Source organism: Haloarcula sp. JP-L23, from assembly GCF_011602445.1.
GTDB lineage: Archaea > Halobacteriota > Halobacteria > Halobacteriales > Haloarculaceae > Haloarcula > Haloarcula pellucida.
In genome coordinates this window covers 213,153-232,201 of the sequence record NZ_CP050015.1, presented here as the reverse complement: position 1 = coordinate 232,201, position 19,049 = coordinate 213,153, and the positions used below count along the sequence as shown (strand labels likewise).

General features: G+C 66.2%; 12 protein-coding genes. 8 read left to right on the top strand and 4 right to left on the bottom strand.

Going from position 1 to position 19,049, the window contains the following annotated elements; genetic code table 11:
* Positions 1–65: 65 nt before the first annotated feature.
* Genes G9465_RS19840 through G9465_RS19830 form a run of 3 tightly spaced genes read left to right on the top strand, consistent with a single transcriptional unit; the run spans position 66 to position 7,002 of the window.
* Positions 66–2,162, top strand: a complete 2,097-nt coding sequence (locus G9465_RS19840) for a CARDB domain-containing protein (protein ID WP_166973543.1) — start codon at positions 66–68, stop codon at positions 2,160–2,162.
* A 3-nt stretch (positions 2,163–2,165) separates the two neighbouring features.
* Positions 2,166–3,992, top strand: a complete 1,827-nt coding sequence (locus tag G9465_RS19835; protein WP_166973541.1) for a CARDB domain-containing protein — start codon at positions 2,166–2,168, stop codon at positions 3,990–3,992.
* Position 3,993: 1 nt separating this feature from the next.
* Positions 3,994–7,002 carry a CARDB domain-containing protein gene (locus G9465_RS19830; RefSeq protein ID WP_166973539.1) on the top strand — a complete coding sequence of 1,003 codons (3,009 nt, stop codon included), beginning with the start codon at positions 3,994–3,996 and terminating at the stop codon, positions 7,000–7,002.
* A 287-nt stretch (positions 7,003–7,289) separates the two neighbouring features.
* Here G9465_RS19830 and G9465_RS25775 read toward each other — a convergent pair whose 3' ends face one another.
* Together G9465_RS25775 and G9465_RS25770 are read right to left on the bottom strand one after the other, a co-directional pair.
* The gene (locus G9465_RS25775; protein WP_349674916.1) at positions 7,290–7,964 is read right to left on the bottom strand and encodes a PQQ-binding-like beta-propeller repeat protein; all 675 of its coding nucleotides are present in this window, start codon (positions 7,962–7,964) and stop codon (positions 7,290–7,292) included.
* Positions 7,876–8,544 (bottom strand): PQQ-binding-like beta-propeller repeat protein, encoded by a 669-nt coding sequence (locus G9465_RS25770; RefSeq protein WP_349674915.1) that lies wholly within the window; start codon positions 8,542–8,544, stop codon positions 7,876–7,878. The genes G9465_RS25775 and G9465_RS25770 overlap by 89 nt, the downstream gene beginning before the upstream one ends.
* 256 nt (positions 8,545–8,800) lie before the next feature.
* On the opposite strand from G9465_RS25770, the gene G9465_RS19820 reads away from it, so the two are divergent.
* Positions 8,801–9,796: a DMT family transporter gene (locus G9465_RS19820; RefSeq protein ID WP_227015810.1), complete on the top strand. Its 996-nt coding sequence runs from the start codon at positions 8,801–8,803 to the stop codon at positions 9,794–9,796.
* Between the two features lie 412 nt (positions 9,797–10,208).
* Here the strand turns inward: G9465_RS19820 and G9465_RS19815 are convergent, their stop codons facing one another.
* On the bottom strand, positions 10,209–11,846 hold the full coding sequence (locus G9465_RS19815; protein WP_166973535.1) for a glycosyltransferase family 39 protein: 1,638 nt from the start codon (positions 11,844–11,846) through the stop codon (positions 10,209–10,211).
* Between the two features lie 3 nt (positions 11,847–11,849).
* On the bottom strand, positions 11,850–13,244 hold the full coding sequence (locus tag G9465_RS19810; RefSeq protein WP_227015809.1) for an aryl-sulfate sulfotransferase: 1,395 nt from the start codon (positions 13,242–13,244) through the stop codon (positions 11,850–11,852).
* Positions 13,245–13,478: 234 nt separating this feature from the next.
* Here G9465_RS19810 and G9465_RS19805 point away from each other — a divergent pair, with 234 nt between their 5' ends.
* The 4 genes from G9465_RS19805 to G9465_RS19790 all read left to right on the top strand — a co-directional run bounded on the left by G9465_RS19805 (position 13,479) and on the right by G9465_RS19790 (position 18,874).
* A complete protein-coding gene (locus tag G9465_RS19805; protein ID WP_166973533.1) occupies positions 13,479–14,798 on the top strand; it encodes a hypothetical protein in 1,320 nt (439 codons plus the stop codon).
* A gap of 174 nt (positions 14,799–14,972) precedes the next feature.
* The gene (locus G9465_RS19800; protein WP_166973531.1) at positions 14,973–17,003 is read left to right on the top strand and encodes an ABC transporter substrate-binding protein; all 2,031 of its coding nucleotides are present in this window, start codon (positions 14,973–14,975) and stop codon (positions 17,001–17,003) included.
* A 2-nt stretch (positions 17,004–17,005) separates the two neighbouring features.
* Positions 17,006–17,857 (top strand): phosphatase PAP2 family protein, encoded by an 852-nt coding sequence (locus G9465_RS19795; RefSeq protein ID WP_227015808.1) that lies wholly within the window; start codon positions 17,006–17,008, stop codon positions 17,855–17,857.
* Between the two features lie 228 nt (positions 17,858–18,085).
* Positions 18,086–18,874, top strand: a complete 789-nt coding sequence (locus G9465_RS19790) for a helix-turn-helix domain-containing protein (RefSeq protein ID WP_166973529.1) — start codon at positions 18,086–18,088, stop codon at positions 18,872–18,874.
* The last annotated feature ends 175 nt before the right edge of the window (positions 18,875–19,049 follow it).

Sequence of the window (19,049 nt, the reverse complement as noted above, 5' to 3'; positions counted from 1 at the left end):
GCGTCTCACTCGCACCACGAACTCACGCATCGGCTCCGGAACGAAACGACACGAAAATCGACACAATGACATCAAGCGGACTAACGAACCCATCGCGGTCACAGGGTCTGAGTCTCCTGCTAGCGGCGATCGTCGTCCTCGGGACGACGGCTGGCCTCGCTAGCGCAGCGACGACCACAGACCTGACGGTATCGATTACAGACAGCGACAACACCATCACCCCGGACGAGAACACGACTGTCCAGATAGGGGTCGCCAACGCTGACGACGGCGTCGGTGCCGCGGAACTCGGTGTCGTACTCAGCGACCCGGGCGTCGCGACCATCACGGACGTGACAGTCTTACACTCCCCCGGCGTCACCGACAACAACATCACCGGCGGCGGGGCGGCAGCAGACGTCAAGTACGCCTTCGCCGACAGCCCCGACACCGGTGCGGTCACTATGGTCGAGGTGACCTTGCAGGGGGCCGCGGACGGTTCGACTGACGTGAACGTCGTCCAGAACAGCCAGACCGGCAACCTCGTCGTCTTCGACGAGAACGGGTCCGGGTACACGTTGAACAACGTCGGGAGTGCGACGCTCACCGTCGAAGAGGTTAACGTCCCGCCCACCGCGGACGCGGGTGCGGACCAGACCGTCACGTCTGGCGATACGGTCACGCTCGACGGAACCAACTCGACCGACCCCGACGGGACCCTGAACTACTCGTGGACGGAGACGACCAGTAGCGGGGTCACGCTGAGCGGTGCCGACACGGCCACCCCGACGTTCACTGCGCCGGACGTGACCTCGGAGACGACGCTGACGTTCGACCTCACCGTCACCGACGACGACGGCGCGTCCGACTCGGACCTCGTGAACGTCACCGTCCAGCCACCCGATGCGGCGAACTTCCAGGTGTCGAACCTGCAGGCCCCAGCCAGCGCGACGCAGGGCGACACTATCAACGTCTCGGCCGACATCGACAACACCGGCGGGCAGGCTGACACGAAGGCCGTCGAGTACCGCGTCGACACGGACGGCGACGACTCCATTGCCGACGAGAGCGCGGTCGCCTCACAGGACGTGCAGTTGGACGCCGGGGCCTCGACCACCGTCGAGTTCACGAATATCGACACCAGCGGCTTCTCGACCGGGACGGTCACCCACGGCGTGGCGACGCCCGACGACACCGCGACGGCGACGATCACCATCGAAGAACCGCCGACCAAGCAGACGACGGTGAGCCTCCAACCCACCGACCAGACCACTGCGGTCGGCATCGGGACGACGTACGACATCGTCGTGGACGACGCACAGGGCGGCGTCGGGGCCGCCGAACTCCGCATCGCTGTCGACAACACGACCACCGCCGAAATCACCGGCGCGAGCGTCGCCGACGATAGCGCGACCGAAGAGATAGAAATCGCCGCCGACGGCTCGTGGGTCGACCTCGAGTACGCGTTCGCGGACACCGCCGATACGGGCAGTGTCGTCGTCGCGACGGTTTCCGTCGAGGGCATGAACGCGGGCACCGCCAACCTCTCTATCGAACCGACCGACACCAACAGCGAGGTGCTCGTGTTCGACGAGAGCGGGCAGGGATACGACGTGACCGGCACCAACGGTGCATCCCTCGACGTGCAGGCGGTCCAGTTCCTCGTCTCCGACCTCAGTGCGCCGGATAAAGCGGCCGTCGGGAGCACTATGACGGTCACGGCGAACGTCACCAACGACGGGAGCGTCGAGAGCACCCAGCCTGTCGAGTTCCGCATCGACGCCGACGCCGACGGTGACTTAGAGACCGTCGTCACCAAACAGGAGACGATTGCGGCCGGCGCGACGGACCAGGTGACGTTCACCTTCTCCGTGCCGTCGGACGCCGACCTCGGCCCGCGCCAGTACGGCGTGTTCACGGTCGCAGACAACGAGACGGCGGAGATAGAGTTCACCCCGCCGGACGTCAACGGCGACGGCCTGCTCCCCGGTGACCCGGACGACGACGGCCTCTACGAGGACGTCAACGGCGACGGCTCGGTCGACGTCGGGGACGCACAGGCGCTGTTCAGCAACCGCGACTCGGCGGCCGTCCAGAACTACGTCGAAGCGTACGACTTCAACGGCGACGGCGTGATCAACGTCGGCGACGCGCAAGCGCTCTTCAGCGAGGTGACGGCGTAACCGATGACTGTCGACCGACTATCGGACACCGGCCGCGGATGGCACCTCGTCGTCACAGCGGTCGCGCTGTTGGTGGTCGTCTCCGCAGCGGCCCCGCTCGCAGCGGCCGCCGGCGGGACGACCGTGAGCGTCGTTCCGGCGGACACGAGCGTCGATGTCGGTCAGACCACCACGTTCGAGGTCGTCGTGGACAGCGCTGACGGCGGCGTCGGGGCCGCCGAGTTCAGCGTGGCGGTCGACGACCCGAGCGTCGCCGAGATTACCGACGTCACGGTCCTCGGCTCCGGGGCGACCAACACGGATATCGCCGACGACGGGTCGTCCGTCGACGTCGAGTACGCGTTCCGGGACACGGCAGATACCGGCAGCGTCACGATAGCCGAAGTGACCGTTCAGGGCGTCAGTGACGGCTCGACCGGCGTCAGTCTCGAACCTGCGTCGGGCAACGACGGTGTGCTGGTCTTCGACGAGGGCGGCACCGGCTACGACGTGACCGGCACGAACGACGCGACGCTGAACGTCGTCGGTGACCAACCGGCACCTGACCCGGCGAACTTCGAGGTGTCGAACCTACAGGCGCCCGCCAGCGCGACGCAGGGCGACACTATCGACGTCTCCGCGACCGTCGAGAACACCGGCGGAGAGACCGCCACGAAGGCCGTCGAGTTCCGCGTCGACACTGACGGCGACGACTCCATTGCCGACGAGAGCGCGGTCGCCTCACAGGACGTGCAGTTGGACGCCGGGGCCTCGACCACCGTCGAGTTCACGAATCTCGACACCAGCGGCCTCTCGACCGGGACGGTCACCCACGGCGTGGCGACGCCCGACGACACCGCGACGGCGACGATAACTATCGAGGAGCCACCCGAACCGGCACCGGAGACGACGGTGAGTCTCCAGCCCAGTGACCAGACGGTCACCACCGGGCAGGCAGTCACCTACGACGTCGTCGTGGACGGCGTGGACGGCGGCGTCGGAGCCGCCGAGTTCAGCGTCGCCGTCGACGACACGAGCGTCGCGACGATAACGAGTGCCACGGTCCTCGGGTCCGGAAGCTCCGACATAGACGTCGCCGACGACGGGTCGTCGGTGGACGTCGAGTACGCGTTCCGGGACACCGCGGACACCGGCAGCGTCACGATAGCCGAAGTGACCGTCCAAGGCGAGAGCGCCGGGACCGCCGGGCTGACTCTCGCACCGTCCGACGGCAACGACGCAGTGCTGGTCTTCGACGAGAGCGGCACCGGCTACGACGTGACTGACACGAACGGGGCGTCCGTGACCGTCGAAGCGCCGCCCGAACCCGCGAACTTCGCGGTCTCGAACCTGAGCCCGACCGACGTGACGGTCACCCAAGGTGACGTCATCGACGTCTCGGCGACCGTCGAGAACACGGGCGAACAGACCGCCACGCAGACCGTCGAGTTCCGCGTCGACGGGACGACGCTGGCGAGTCAGGACGTGACTCTCGACCCCGGTGCGTCCACGACGGTGACGTTCGAGGACGTCGACACGAGCGGTCTCGACTCCGGCGAGTACACCCACGGCGTGTACACCGAGAACGACTCCGCGACGGCCACGCTCACCGTGGAAGATGCGAGTCTGCCACCCGTCGGCGACTTCGCCAACGCACCGTCCGACCCGGACGACGACGGCCTCTACGAGGACGTCAACGGCGACGGAGTGTTCGACATCGTCGACGTGCAGGCCCTGTTCGCCAATCTGGAGAGCGACACCGTCCAGAACAACCCCGAGAACTTCGACTTCAACGGCGACGGCACTGTCGACGTGGTCGACGTACAAAAGCTGTTCACTGAGGTGAACTAGTGTGCGAGCGAGCATCCCCGCGGTGCTGGAGACGAAGAGCGTGCTCGTCGTCGCGATAGCGGCACTCGTCGTGACGGTCGGTATCGGCGGTGCCGCCGTCGGCGTCGGCCCGAGCGGCGCGCTGCAGATCGCGGCGCCACAACAGCAAGAGGGACCCGGAACCACGGTCAGTCTCCAGCCCAGTAGCGCGACGGTCGAGGCTGGCGACACGACGACCTACGACGTGGTCGTCGAGAGCGCCGACGGCGGCGTCGGGGCGTACGACTTCACAGTCAGTCTCGCCGACCCGAGCGTCGCCTCGATAACGGACGTGACCGTCGGGGGGGACCCCTCTGACCAGACGACCGAGGTCGACATCGCCGGTGACGGGTCCGCCGTCGACGTGAAGGCCGCGCTGGCCGATACGTCCGATAGCGGGAGCGTCACCATCGCGACGGTCACCGTCAGCGGTGATGCGGCCGGCAGCAGCGACGTCGGCCTGACCGTCTCGGCACTGGGGACCGAAGCCGGCGAGTCCTACACCGTGAACGAGGCGACCGACGCCTCGATCACCGTCGACGCAGTCGAGGAACCGGACCCAGACCCGGCGAACTTCGAGGTGTCGAACCTGCAAGCCCCCGACAGTGCGACGCAGGGTGACGCCGTCGACGTCTCCGCCGAAGTCACGAACGACGGGGAGGAAGCAGCCACGCAGGACGTCGAGTTCCGCCTCGACACCGATGGCGACGGAACCCTGCAGTCCGACGAGACGCTGACCTCGCAGGAACTGACGCTCGACGGTGGCGACAGCGATACAGTCACCTTCGAGGACGTCGACACGAGCGGGCTCGACACCGGCGACTACGAACACGGCGTCTTCACCGACGACGACTCGGCGACGGCGACGATCACCATCGAGTCCGCCGACGAGGACGCCGACCCGGCACCCGAAACGAACGTCCGCCTCTCCCCGAGTAGTCGGAACGTCGACGTCGGCGAGACGACGACCTACGACGTGGTCGTGACGCCCGCAAACGGCGGCGTCGGGGCGTACGACTTCACGGTCAGTCTCGCCGACCCGAGCGTCGCCTCGATAACGGACGTGACCGTCGAGGGGAACCCCTCCGACCAGACGACCGACGTCGCTATCGCCGGCGACGGGTCCGAAGTCGACGTGATGGTCGCGCTCGCAGACACGAACCAGACCGGGACGGTGACTATCGCGACGGTGACCGTCCGCGGCGACAGTGCCGGCAGCAGCGACGTCGGACTCAGCGTCGAGGCACTCGGAACCGAAGCCGGCGAGTCCTACACCGTGAGCGAGAGCGCGGACGCGTCGCTCAACGTCAGAGCACTCCCCGACCCTGACCCGGACCCTGATCCGGACCCGGATCCCGACCCTGACCCGGCGAACTTCGAGGTATCGAACCTGCAAGCCCCCGACAGTGCGACGCAGGGTGACGCCATCGACGTCTCCGCCGAGGTCACCAACGACGGTGACGAAGATGCCACGCAGGACGTCGAGTTTCGCCTCGATACCGATGGCGACGGCACGCTCCAGTCCGACGAGGCACTGACCTCGCAGGAACTGACGCTCGACGGTGGCGACGCCGAGACCGTGACGTTCGAGGACGTCGACACGAGCGGACTCGACACCGGCGACTACGAACACGGCGTCTTCACCGACGACGACTCGGCGACGGCGACTATCACTATCGAGGAGTCCGACGAGTCCACGCCGAATCTGGAAACCGCGGTCCAGCTAGCGCCGAGTAGTGCGACTGTCGATTCCGGCGACACGACGACCTACGACGTGGTCGTCGAGAACGCCGACGGCGGCGTGGGGGCGTACGACTTCAGCGTCAGCCTCGGTGACTCGGACGTCGCCTCGATAACCGACGTGAGCGTCCGGGGCGACCCGTCGTCGGAGACGACCGACGTCGCCATCGACGGCGACGGTGGCTCCGTGGACGTACAGGCCGCACTAGCCGATACGTCCGATAGCGGGAGCGTCACCATCGCGACGGTCACCGTCCGCGGCGACAGCGCTGGCTCCAGCGATGTCGGACTCAGCGTCGACGCACTCGGGACCGAAGCCGGCGAGTCCTACACGGTGACCGATACCGACGGGGCATCGATTACCGTCGACGCAGTCGAGGAACCGGACCCAGACCCGGCGAACTTCGAGGTGTCGAACCTGCAGGCGCCCGCCAGTGCGACGCAGGGTGACGCCGTCGACGTCTCCGCCGAAGTCACGAACGACGGTGACGAAGCAGCCACGCAGGACGTCGAGTTCCGCCTCGACACCGATGGCGACGGCACCCTGCAGTCCGACGAGACGCTGGACTCGGAAGAGTTGACCTTGGATGGCGGCGACGCCGAGACCGTGACGTTCGAGGACGTCGACACGAGCGGGCTCGACACCGGCGACTACGAACACGGCGTCTTCACCGACGACGACTCGGCGACGGCGACGATCGCCATCGAGTCCGCCGACGATTCGAACGACCCGGCGGAGTACACGCCGGACGAGATAGCACACGCGAAGTACGACACGCACCTCGACGAACTGAGCGACCGACGCGCTATCGCCGTCGAGGCCATCGCGAAGCGCCAGCCGTTCCCCGACGGCACCCACCCGTCGGACATCAAGACCCGAGAGGAGATCGCACAGGACTGCTACGGGAAGTCCTTCGACGAACTGAGCCGCGAACAGGCCATCGAGACCCAGAACGCCTACGACGAACAGTTCGGCGACTTACCGTCGGACCCGGCGTACAGTCCCGACGACATCGCCCACGCGAAGTTCGATTCGCACTTCGACGAACTGAGCACCGACCGCGCCGTGGCAGTTCAGGCGATCTACAACCGGCAGCCGTTCACCGACGGGGCTGGTCCGTCTGACTACATGACTCGAGAGGAGATCGCACAGGACTGCTACGGGAAGTCCTTCGACGAGTTGCGCCGCGAACAGGCCATCGACACGGTGAAGTCATACGAGATGCAGTTCGGCAGCAAACTGCTACACTAACACGACGAGTGGGAGCAGGGGACAGTCGCCGGCGGTGGCGACGGTCGCTCGCCGTCCCACCGACGGCGAGCGGTTCCCCACGCTCGGACGGTATTCGACTCAGTTCCCGCAGAAAGTACGACGACATCTCTGTGTCTTCTTCGAGAAGCGACACCTGATGCTTCGAACGTGATCCGCGCTGCTAACCAACGACTGGCGGATATCGGCCGACTGTTGGTTAGCTGCGCGGGACGCTATCGCCGTGTAGGGGCTACGCCTCTGACCGTCGGGACAGCACGGGACTCCGTTCAGTACCGCAGCCGAGAGCGGCGACACGACACGTGTCGGTATGTGACTGCTAGCTTGTCAGGACAACGCGAGCAGGTGCGTCGAGTCTGGCCCGTCTCAGCGACGACGTACAGCGTCCGCCGTCGAGTATCGGTCCGGGGCCGACGCGGCCGTGGAACGAGCGCTCGTAGCGCACCGCCGGGCCGGAGCCGAACAGCCCCGATTTCGGCGTGGGTCGAGTGCCCACAGCCGGTCACCGCCGACGAACAGCGTGCCCCGGCCGATAGCCGGGCCGTGTGTCGCCAGTCTCCGAGTCGGTGGGTCCAGCGGACCGACCCCGACTCGCTGTCGACGGCGTGGAGTTCGCCGGACGTACCGGCAAAGACGAGCCCCGAATCGAGACCGATACCGCCAGGACTCCACCCGGTCTCGACCGACCAACGACGCTGGCCACTGGAACTGGTCTCACTACGGAGCGCGTACGTCACGCCGTCCCGACAGGTGACGTACACCGAGTCCGTGTCCGCCGACGGCGGAGCGACCGGTGGCGCCGGGAGTCGGAAGCGCTGGACACCGGTCCCGTCGGTGAGCGTGAGCAGTGCGACTTCACCCGCTTCGGTCGCCACGGCGGCGGCGTAGCCGTTCCACACCGGCGGGTTGGGGAGGACGGTTCCGAACAGTCGCCGCGACCACACCTCTTCGCCCGTCTCCGGGTCGAGACCGTACACTCGCTCGCCCGCCCGACGATGAGCGGCGTTCCGGGGTACATCGACGGTCCGACCGGGGCACGTCGGTCTCCGCCGACCACCGTTCGTCGCCGCTGTCGGCAGCGAGGGCCCGGACTGCGTTCTCGGCGCTGTCGGCTGCGAACACCGTTTCGCCCCGAACGACTGGCGAATCTTCGATGCCGTCCTCGCGCCACAGTTCCGTTCCGTCCTCGGCGTCGTAGACACGGAGGCCGCCGCGGGTCGGCAGATAGACCCGACTGCCCGCGACGACGGGAGCGGTTCGTTGCAGGTCGGTGACCGGGACTCGCCACTCCTCGTCGACGCCGTCGACGGGCGCTTCGCCCGCGTGGATTCCGTGGACGCTCCGGGTGTTGCCGGCGTTACAGCCGAAACTCGACCAGTTGCCGTCGGAGCCGTATATCTGTCGCTCGGGATCGAGGTCTGGTGTCCCGGGGGCCGGCGGTTCGTCGGCGCTCGCCGAACAGCCCGCGAATACGCCCAGCGCACCGGCGCCGAGTGCGGCGAGGAATCGTCGTCTGGAGGGCACGTCCCGCGCTCAATCGCGTCTGATACAAATGTCTTGTGTCCTCTCAGGCGGTGATCGCGCCGGTGTCACGCTTCGTTCGCCCGCACTGTGGCACGGCGCTCCGGGACGAGGTCGGGTCCTTCGTCGACGCCGCCGAGCGACGACTGCGTGTGACTCGGATTCCCGCCTGAAGCCCTGTCACGCCGTGTCTGTGCGTATGCGTCACAGTAGCGATAGAAGATTGATACGTCTCCAGCATCTATACCCGTCCTCTACTGTGACGACGCCAACGACTCGACATCTCGGTTTGCTGTTTGCGACCCTCGCGCTGCTCTGGGGCCTCTCTTTCGTCGCCATCAAGACGGGTCTCGAGGGGTTCCCGCCCGTCCTGCTGGCGGCGCTGAGACACGACATCGCCGCCGCGGTGCTGGTCGGCTATGCCGTCTCCCGCGGCCGAACGATTCTTCCCCAGACCCGTGACGACGTCGCGCTGATACTCGTCGGCGGGGCGCTCCTCATCGGCGCGCACTTCACGCTGCTGTTTCTCGGGCAGCAGTACGTCCCGAGCGCCTACGGCGCTATCCTGCTCAGTCTCACGCCGGTGGTGACGCCGGCGTTCGCGGCGACGCTGCTACCGAGCTATCGGGCCCGCCCCCACGAGATTATCGGGACCGTCAGCGGCTTCCTCGGCGTGGTCGTCATCGCGAACCCGTCGCCGGGAGCACTGGATTCGCGTGGGCTGGGTATCGCCCTGCTCATCGGGGCCGCGGTCGTCTTCGCGGCGGGCGCGGTGCTGACCGAGCGGTACACGACGACGCTCCCACTGGTGTCGGTGCAGGCCGGGATGACCGCCGTCGGTGCTGTCATCCTCCACGTGGTCAGCGCCGCGTTGCCGTCAGAACAGGTGGGCGCGGTCTCGGCCGGCGTCGAACACCTCGTTGCCCTCGTGTACCTCGGCGTCTTCGCCAGCGCGGTCGGATTCCTGTTGTACTTCCGACTCGTCGACGCCGTCGGAGCGGCCGAGACAAGTCTCGTCTCCTACGCAGTGCCGGGGGTGACCGCCGTCTTCGGTTGGCTCTTGCTCGACGAAGTGCTCACGCCGCTGACCGTCGTCGGCTTCACGGCCATCCTCGCCGGGTTCGCGTGGGTGAAAGCCGACGTGTTGCGCGCGACACTCCGTCGGCGTCGCCGGTCGGACGCCTCACCGGCCAGCGACGGGCGGGGCGACTACGTGGTCGTCGGCGGGAACGCCTACCGGTCGGGGTGTGACTGACGCCCGGCGATACGCCTCACTCCTGACTCACAGGCGTCGGCCTCCGCCAGAAAGATAGGGTGGTCCCGGACCAGTGATGGCTGCAGCGGGGATGGCGCGAATTGCACCGTTGGGGTGGGGGTTCTGGTACGGGCAATTGCGGCCCGGGACAGCCTACCCTAAGCGCCATCCGATATTTATTATTCAGCGGATAAGACCGACTCGGTGCCGGCTGTCGGTGTGGTTAACCGGTAGCCAGCGACCTTATGGTCACGATAACTGCGGTTTCGGTGGCGACGTGGCGGTCGAGGACCTCCTGATTGGAGGGGCACGTCGCCACTCACCTACACCGTCCGTCCAGCCCTCGAAAGCTCTGTGTCGGACACGCTCCGGGTCACTGGGGCGAGGAGACGCACACGACCGAACTCGCCGGTCAGGAATCGGACACGCGGACGATAACCACGCCCTCGTTCTCGTAGGCTATCTCGTAGCGGTCGGCGGCCTGCAGCGAGTCCCGCATCCGGTCACTCTGGGTGTGGTCCATGCCGCGGACGGTGTAGTGGCCCTTCGGTACGTAGACGTAGTCCGGCGAGTGACCGTAGGCTTGGAGTTTCGCAGTCAGGCAGGGTGCGCCCTCGCACTCGGAGATGGACTCGTACAGCTCCAGCTGTGACTGGTAACGCTCCGGCGTGGTCCACTCGACGCCCCACGGGCCGACGAGGATGGTACGGTCGGTGAGCAGGGGGAACCACTCGGCGGCGTCGCCGAGCACGACGAACGAACTCGACGGTGCGGTGTTTCGCTGTGCCCACGCCATCGCTTTCTCGTCCGACCCGTCCATGAACGCCGGCATCGTCGTACTCCCGTCGTGAGAGTTCGAGGCGCTCGCGACGAAGGCCGTCCCCAGTCCCACTGCGCCCAGCACCAGTACCCCGGCGACGAACAGACTGACGGTTCGCCGGCGGTCGAGCGGCAGTCCGGCCCGGCGGATTCTGGGGACGACGACCTCTACGAGTAGGACGGCCGTCAGCATCGACCCCGCGAGGAATTGGAACCGTGGCTTGCCGACGACGTAGCCGAGGCTGAACAGCCACGCGGGCAGGAACCACTGGCGACGATACAGCGCGTAGCCCGTTCCGGCGTATGCGGCGACGTAGTACAGCGCCTCCGTATCGAAGTCCATGAGGTAGACGAACTCCGAGAGGACGCGGCCCACGCCGCCACCGAGTCCGGAGTGAGTGCCGGCCGCGGCGGTGAAGATGCCGACGCCGTGATGCTGTATCACTTCGAGCCACCACGGTGCGGCGAGCAGTAGACCGCCGCTGGCGACGGCGGCACCGGCTACCAACCCGGTGATCGACCGGTCGAAACTGACAAACAGCAGGAGGTACGTCAGCCCGAAGACCACGGTGTAGGTCGGATGGGTCAGGACCGTCAGCCCGAAACAGACCACGCCGGGGACCAGCCATCGGCGGTCCCCGCCGCGGAACAGTCGGAGTCCGACGTAGGTGCCGGTGAGGACCAACAGCAGCCCCATCGCACGGACGATACCGCCCGCCGAGAGGTGCCACTGAAGCGCCGCCGGCGTCACGGCAAACAGCACGCTCGCGATGGCCGCCCGCCGCGACGAAGCGAGCAGTTCGCGTGCGACGAAGTAGTACGGAATCAGATACAGCAGGACCAACACTCCCGGGACGTACCGGGCGTACGCGATGGGTCCGATGCCGGTCAGGTCGCGCAGGACCGCGGCGACGTAGAACATCAGCGGCGGGTACGCGAAGGGGATGCCGCCTTTCGTGTACCCCGGAATCTGCTCCGGGAGCACGTAGCCGTGTGTGCGTATCTGGTCGGCTATCTCCAGATAGAGGCCCGCCCCGTAGGCGGGGTAGTCGTGGGTGGCGAGATAGGTGACGTACATCAGCGCCCCGACGAGGAGAACGGCTCCGAGCAACGGCACGTCCTCGCCGCTGAAGACGCGTCTGCGGCGTCGACTCACTCCGTCAGTGAGTGGGGCCGACTCGATTCGGCCGTCTGATGCGACTCGCTCGTCGGATGGGTGGTCACTCGACATGGCTCAGTCCTTCCACTCGATGGTGATGTGGCGGTGGATGCTGGGTCGCCACGGGGACCAGTACAGTTCGACGCCGGCCCAGACGACGACGGTCCCGACAGCCACAACCACGGCGGCTACTTCCGGTCCGCCGGCCCAGACCGGGAGGACGTACATCACGGCGTTGACGACCGTTCTGCCGAGGACGCCTTCGATGGCGCCGAAGATGGCCCCGAACGCGCCAGCGGTGTCAGCGGAGTCGGACGCTCCCTCGTCCCCGTCCGCTGTCGCGCTCTGGAGACCCGCTTGCTGGGCGCTCGGCCCACCCGAACTCTCGTCACCGGTGTTCAGCCGTTCGGCCTCGTAGGGGAACGCGACGTCCATCGACCAGACCACCTCGCCGTCCTCGTCCACTTCGAAGACGCGGTTCCCGTTCGAGTCCGTGACGAGGGTGTGCCCGTTGGGCAGTCTGTCGGCGTCACGGGGCCACTGGAGGCGCCCGTCTTTCCACGTCCAGGTGCGTTCCCACCCGCCGTCGGTCCGCTGATACTCGACCAGACGACTGTTCTCCGAGTCGGCCACGAGGGCCGCCGGACCGCCCTCGGACCGTGGGATGTAGTCGGGGTTGTGCTGCTCGTACAGCGTCTCGTGGTCGCCGTCGCTCCCGAGCGTCTGGTTCGCCAGCATCCCGGTCTCGCGGTCGAGGAACACCACCTGGTCGTGGTTCCTGACGCTGACCATGATGCGGCCGTCAGACAGCACCTCGACGTCGTTGATGTGCGTCCAGTCTTCGGGGTAGGGACCGCCGGACTCGTCGGTCGCGAACGCGTTCTGGGCGCTCCACGACCACGTGGTGAGTCCCGTCGTCGTGTTCACGACGAACACTCTGTCCTTGGCGATGTCCGCGACGACGATGTGGTCCTCGTCGATGCGGTCGGCGTCGTGCCACCTAGTCGAGTGTTTCCCTTCGGTGACGCGGCCGAAGACGCGCTCCGTCTCGCCCGTCGAGAGGTTGACCCGTTCGATGACGTTCCGAGTACACACTTCTTCGCCACCGCACTCCTCGGGTGTGAGGTGGTCGGCCGCGACGTATTCGACGGTCATCTCCGTTCCGGGGACGGGGTCTACGTCCCAGTAGCGGGTGTGTGAGTCGTTGTAGTACTGGACCGTCCCGTCGGGGCCGACGGCGATTAGCTCGGCTTTCGCCCGTGCCCCCTCGTTCCCCCGTCCGAGCCACGAGTTCGAGTCGGTGGCTATCACCGTCACGCCGTCCCGTTCCTCGGCGACGCCGTTGCCCTCGGTGAATCGCTCTGCCGTCGCCGCTTGTTCGGACGATGCGTATCCCGTCGCCACCGTGGCTCCGGCGGCGACCAGCAGGCAGACGAAGAGCAACCGCAGACCGGATTTCAGACCGTTCACTACGGGTATCCAGTGTCGACAGCCGATTTATTATATAGACAGTAATAAATCGCGCCACGACAGGGACGCCGCTCTAGACTGCCCTACCGACCAACACGTCGAACGCTTGCCGGTGCATCGACCGATTTCGGTTTCGAACCGGGGCGATGGAAACGGTACGTTAACCCATACGACCGCCAGCCCGTCGACTTAGCGGCAAAATAATAACACGATATCGTGCTTAGATGCGATACGATGGTGGGTAGCGAGCGGTCTCGTTCTGTCCTACTGGTGCTGGCGACACTGCTGGTGCTGTCGGTCTTCGGCCCCGTCACCCCGCTCGTTGAACGGGGGCCGACGGAGGAAAAGACCGTCTCGGACGTCGGGTTCGTCCGGCCAAGCGAGGACGGCCACGCCCGACTCTGGCCGTATACGAGTCGTGGGCGCTCGTTCAACCAAGCGACCCTGCCCATCAACGCCGTCGTCACGACAGACGCCACCACGGTGTATCAGTTACTCACGTCCACGCCGAGCGGCGCGGAGCGGTTGTACTGGAACAAGACGGCCCAGACCTGGGAAGCCGGGTCGACCGGGCAGGGGAACGTGACCATCAACGGCACTGGCGTCTACTGGAGCGAGTCGACGGGGTCAGAGCGATACACGTTCGTCATGACGAACACGTCGGGTCGGTGGGCCGACGCGACGTACCAGATTCACGACGGGACGTACTTCGGGTCGCGGTACCACCTCAGACTGTACGAAGGGGGGGACGGTACCGAGAAGTGGACGGCGATTCAGGCCCATCACGAACACTGGGACTGGTTCCGCCTGCGACACGACGTCGGGAGCCTCAGCCGCGCCCAACACCACCTCGAGCGTGACTTCCTCGGGACCGGCGTCGTCAGGGAGATGCGTCGCGAACGCTGGGGCAACGGCGGCGCAATCGACGCCGACGGGTGGGTTACGGTCATCGAACCACGACGCCGGGTGATGCTGGGGCCGCAGTACCACCACGACCGGCCGAGCGCGCTGGCCCCGCTCGTGTTCTTCCTCCCACTGCTCGGTCTCGGCGCGGCCGGGACGCTCTCCGGACTGACGGCCGACGCTCGCGCGTCGCTCCGGTGGATTCGCGAGAGCCGATTCTCGCGCTATCACGCCGCGCTGTTCGCATCGACGTCGCTCCTCCCGCTTGTCGTCAGGGTCGGTGCGATAGCCGCCGAACGCGCGTTCCCCACCGCACAACCGCAGGTCGTCGGCGCTCCGTTCTACGTGTTGCTCGTCGCGGGACTGCCGGCCGCCGCGCTGGCGTTCGGTCGACACCTCCGAACGACGGACGGGTTCACCGTCGCCGTCGTCGGGTTCGGGGTCGGGATAATGGTAGATTACGCCTATCTCGACCTGTCCGTCGTTTCCTACGGCGCGTTACTCCAGCGCCTCGTCCTCCTGTTGGGACTTGGGCTCATCGGCGCAGGAGGGAGCCGCTGGGCGGCCGAACGGACGACACGGTACCGCTACTGGATGATCGGCGCGGTTATCTGGGTCGGGATGCTCGTCTGGCCGCTCGTCGGTCGGTGACCGACGCCGGTTAAGGCGAGCTATGTGGGCTTATTTAGACGATAATAAAGTCCGGAGACGTCCAGTCCGTAACTACCCGATGCCGCTCCTCTCCTCCATCTCGGCTGCTGCGTACATCCCCACGACTACCGAGTCACGAACCGCCCGACGACCGACAGTCGCCGTCGAATCATAATGTCCGACGATCCGCCAGCAGAGCGACCACCCTTCGACCGGATCGGCCGGCGGCGTGCTCTCGGCCTCATCGGGACCGGGGTGCTCGGTCTCCTCGGCGGCCGTTACGTCCCCGACGGGCTGCTCGACCGGTCAGTACCGGGCGAACCGCTCTCGGTCTCCATCAAATCGCTCCCGGCCGACGCGGACACGCGCGCCCTTCGCATCGCTCGGTTCCTCGCGGAGAACTTAACCGCCGTCGGGGTAGACGCCACCGTCGTTCCGACGCGTCGAGAGACGCTCATGCGCGACGTCCTCGTGAACCAGCAGTTCGACGTCTACGTGGCGCCGTTCCCCGAACGAACCGACCCGGACTTCCTCCGGCCACTCTTTCACTCGCGGTACGCGGAGACGGCCGGGTGGTACAACCCCTTCGGCTTCGAGGACGGCGATGTCGACAGCCTCCTCGAACTCCAGCGTCGACAGCGCGGCGACCAGCGACGGCAGACGCTCGCCACGATTCAGGAGAAACTCTCGCGGGCCCAACCGCTCTCTGTCGTCGCGTTCGTCGACGAACTCCGGGCGCTCTCCTCGTCGGTCGCCCTCGGGTACGACGCCAACGACGTCCACTCCAAACTGGGATATCTCACCCTCTCCCCGGCGGAACTCGACACCCAACCGGACCAAGCAGTGCGCCCGGCTACCGAGACGACTGGGACGCCCGAACGGACTGAGACGACTGCGACGCGGACGCCCGAACGGACCGAGACGACTGCGACGCGGACGCCCGAACGGACCGAGACGACTGGGACGCCCGAACGGACTGAGACGACTGCGACGCGGACGCCCGAACGGACCGAGACGACTGCGACGCGGACGCCCGAACGGACCGAGACGAGCGACGGCGCCGACGCCATCCGCATGACGCTCACGGACAAGCGAGCGCTGAAGAACCTGAACCCGCTGTCGGCGACCGCTCGCGGCGACGGCGTCGTGACGAGTCTCCTCTATGACTCGCTCGGCCAGCGAATCGACGGCCGGGTTCGCCCGTGGCTGGCCGATTCGTGGACGTGGTCGGGCGAGTTGCCGGTCGACGGCACGCTCGACGTGTCGATTCGCGAGGATGCCACGTGGCACGACGGCACCGACCTAGACGCGAACGACGTGGCGTTTACATATCGGTTCCTCTCGGACACCTCGATGGGCGCGCTCGAGGAACCCGTCCCGGCACCGCGGTTCAGTGGTCGCGCGTCGCTGCTCACCGACGTCGAGGAACTCGACAGCACGACGGTCCGACTGGCGTTCGACTCGGTCAGTCGCGCCGTCGCGCGAGAAGCGCTCACAGTGCCGATTCTCCCGGCACACGTCTGGGAGTCGAGGGCCAGCGAAGCGCTCGCCGGCGGCATCGACACCGAGGAGACGCTCACCGAGGCCGTCGTCTGGGCCAACCGGGACCCGGTCGGGAGTGGGCCGTTACAGTTTCGCCGGTTACAGCCACAGGAGAGACTCGTCCTCTCCCCGTTCGAGGACCACTTCCTCGCCGACGCCACGGCCACCCACCTCCGCCCGTTCGCCGGTGGTGTCGCCTACGATGGGCTGACCTTCCGACGCGCCCCGTCCTCCGAAGCCGCTATCTCGCTGATCAAGAACGGCGACGCCGAGGGGACGGGTCTGGGTATCGCGCCGTCGAGCATCCCGACTATCGGCCGGGATCCGTCGCTGAATCTCTCGGTGACGCCCACCCGAACCTTCTATCACGTCGGCTACAACGCACGCCGGCCACCGTTCGACGACCCGGCGTTCCGCCGTCTCGTCGCCCGTCTACTGGACAAGGGCTACTTCGCCGACGAGGTGTTCGAAGGCTACGGGGACCCGGCGGCGAGTCCGCTCGCGCGCACCGACTCGCTCGCACCGAGTCTGGCGTGGAACCAGCGCGACCCGGCGACCCCCTTCTTCGGTGAGAACGGTCGACTCGATACGGACCGGGCCCGAGAGGCGTTTCGAGACGCCGGGTATCGGTACACCGGCGAGGGCGAACTGGTGGTGACCTGACCGTGGTGTTATTCGAGTTCCTCGGCAAACTGCTCGTTGGCGTCCTCGCGATGGTCGCCATCGCTGGCTGGCTGTTCGTCGACCGTGAGCAGGCGACCGCGGTACTGCAGCGGTCGTGGCAACGGCTCCGCGAGATTGCCCCACACCTGTCCCTTCTCGTCGGCGTCCTGGCACTGAACAGGGTCTTTCGCAATCTCGGGCAGGAGCTATCGTGGATGCTGGGCTGGAACATCACCGGCCTCATCTACACCATCGAGGGGGACTTCGTCGCACTGGTGCAGGTGATCGCGACGCCGCCGTTGACCGTCTTTTTCTCGTTCGTCTACCTGTACGGGTACGTGTTCCTCGCGACGTTCCCGGTCGTGGCCTACTGGCTGCTCGCCGACACGGATCCGATTCAGCGGACGCTGGTCGCCTACGCGCTCAACTACGGTATCGGGCTCGTCTTCTACACGCTGTTTGTCGCGTTCGGCCCGCGGAACCTCCTCCCGAACACCGTACAGGAACTCCTCTATACGGCGTATCCACAGTCACAGATTCTGACGAGTACCGTCAACACCAACACGAACGCGTTCCCTTCGCTTCACACCTCGCTGTCGGTGACGGTCGCGCTTCTGGCACGCCGAACGCGCGACGTCTATCCCGGATGGTACGCACTCTCGACGGGACTCGCGGCGCTCGTCGTCGTCTCGACGATGTACCTCGGCATCCATTGGGCGACGGACGTCGTCGCTGGCGCACTACTCGCCGTCGCCAGCGTGCGTCTCGCCGACCGATACCACGACCTCTCGTGGGTCGGTGAGGTGCTCCCCGAACGGACGCGCGTCCGGATCGCTGAGCGACGGAACGACTGACACAGCGGCGTGCAAGGCGGCGCTTTCGGCGACGTCGACGCTACCCGGTGTCAGTGGTAGCGAGGGCTGTCCGACGTCGCTATTCGGCCGGCGAACGCCGCGTTTGCAGAGTATTACATCGTATTCGCCAGACGCTCTGGCTTTGTGGCTATGTTAATAAACGATACTGAAACGGTGACTACGTGTGTAGCGGAAAGTCACTTACCGAGCATAAACTTGCACCCACGTATGGAGGACCGGGCAGCGAACTTCCCCGAGAACGGGACTACGCGTGGCAAACTCGGTGAGATGGCCGCCGTCGGACCGTCGTCGAACCCGAGACAGCCGAGGGGAAGAAACGACGCAGACGACCACGACGCGCCGCTACAGACTATCTGCGGCGATTTCACCCTCTCACACCCCGATATTGCACTGACAGACGTGACGGCCGAGGCTTCGGGTGTCACAGTCCGACCGGAGCGAGTGGTCGCGGACGGGTCTGATACGTTGTTCGTGTTCTCGGTTCACGGCGACGAGTTCGATACGTTCGAACAGACGCTTGCTACGGCCGCGTCCGTCTCGGATTTCGTGCTCCTCAGCAGCGACAGGGACGGCCGCTGTTACCGGGTAACTCTCACAGAGGAGACGCTGACTATCGCATCGACGTTGACCCGACTCGGCGCTCGTGCTATCGACGTCGTCGGGTCGGTGGGCGAGTGGGACGTCCGGGCACAGTTTCGGTCCCGTGAGACGTTCCTGCAGTTCCGAAGTTACTGTGCCGACCACGACATCACGTTCAGACTCCACCGACTGTGCTGGGACGACGGCGGGTCCGACTGGCGCCTCAACGGGCTAACACCCGAACAGTGGGACGCGCTCTGTCGGGCCCAGGAGGCCGGCTACTTCGACGTGCCGCGTGGCATCTCCCAGTCGGAACTGGCCGACCGACTCGGCATCTCCCCGTCCGCGGTTTCCCAACGGCTCCGCCGTGCCACCAGTCAGTTAATCGAAGCCCAGTTAGAGACCGACGATTCGTGAGTCCGGTGTCCCGGCCTGACGAACGGCGTTTCTGGCCCCCCAACGAGACCCTCCCGAAACCCCGAAATCGGCCGACTCGGCGGTTTAAAGCCGCATTAAGAGTCTATTAATATGGTGGTAAAGAATCTGGTTGGGATGTTAATGCTGTGTTAGGAGGCACTTAATACCTGCAATC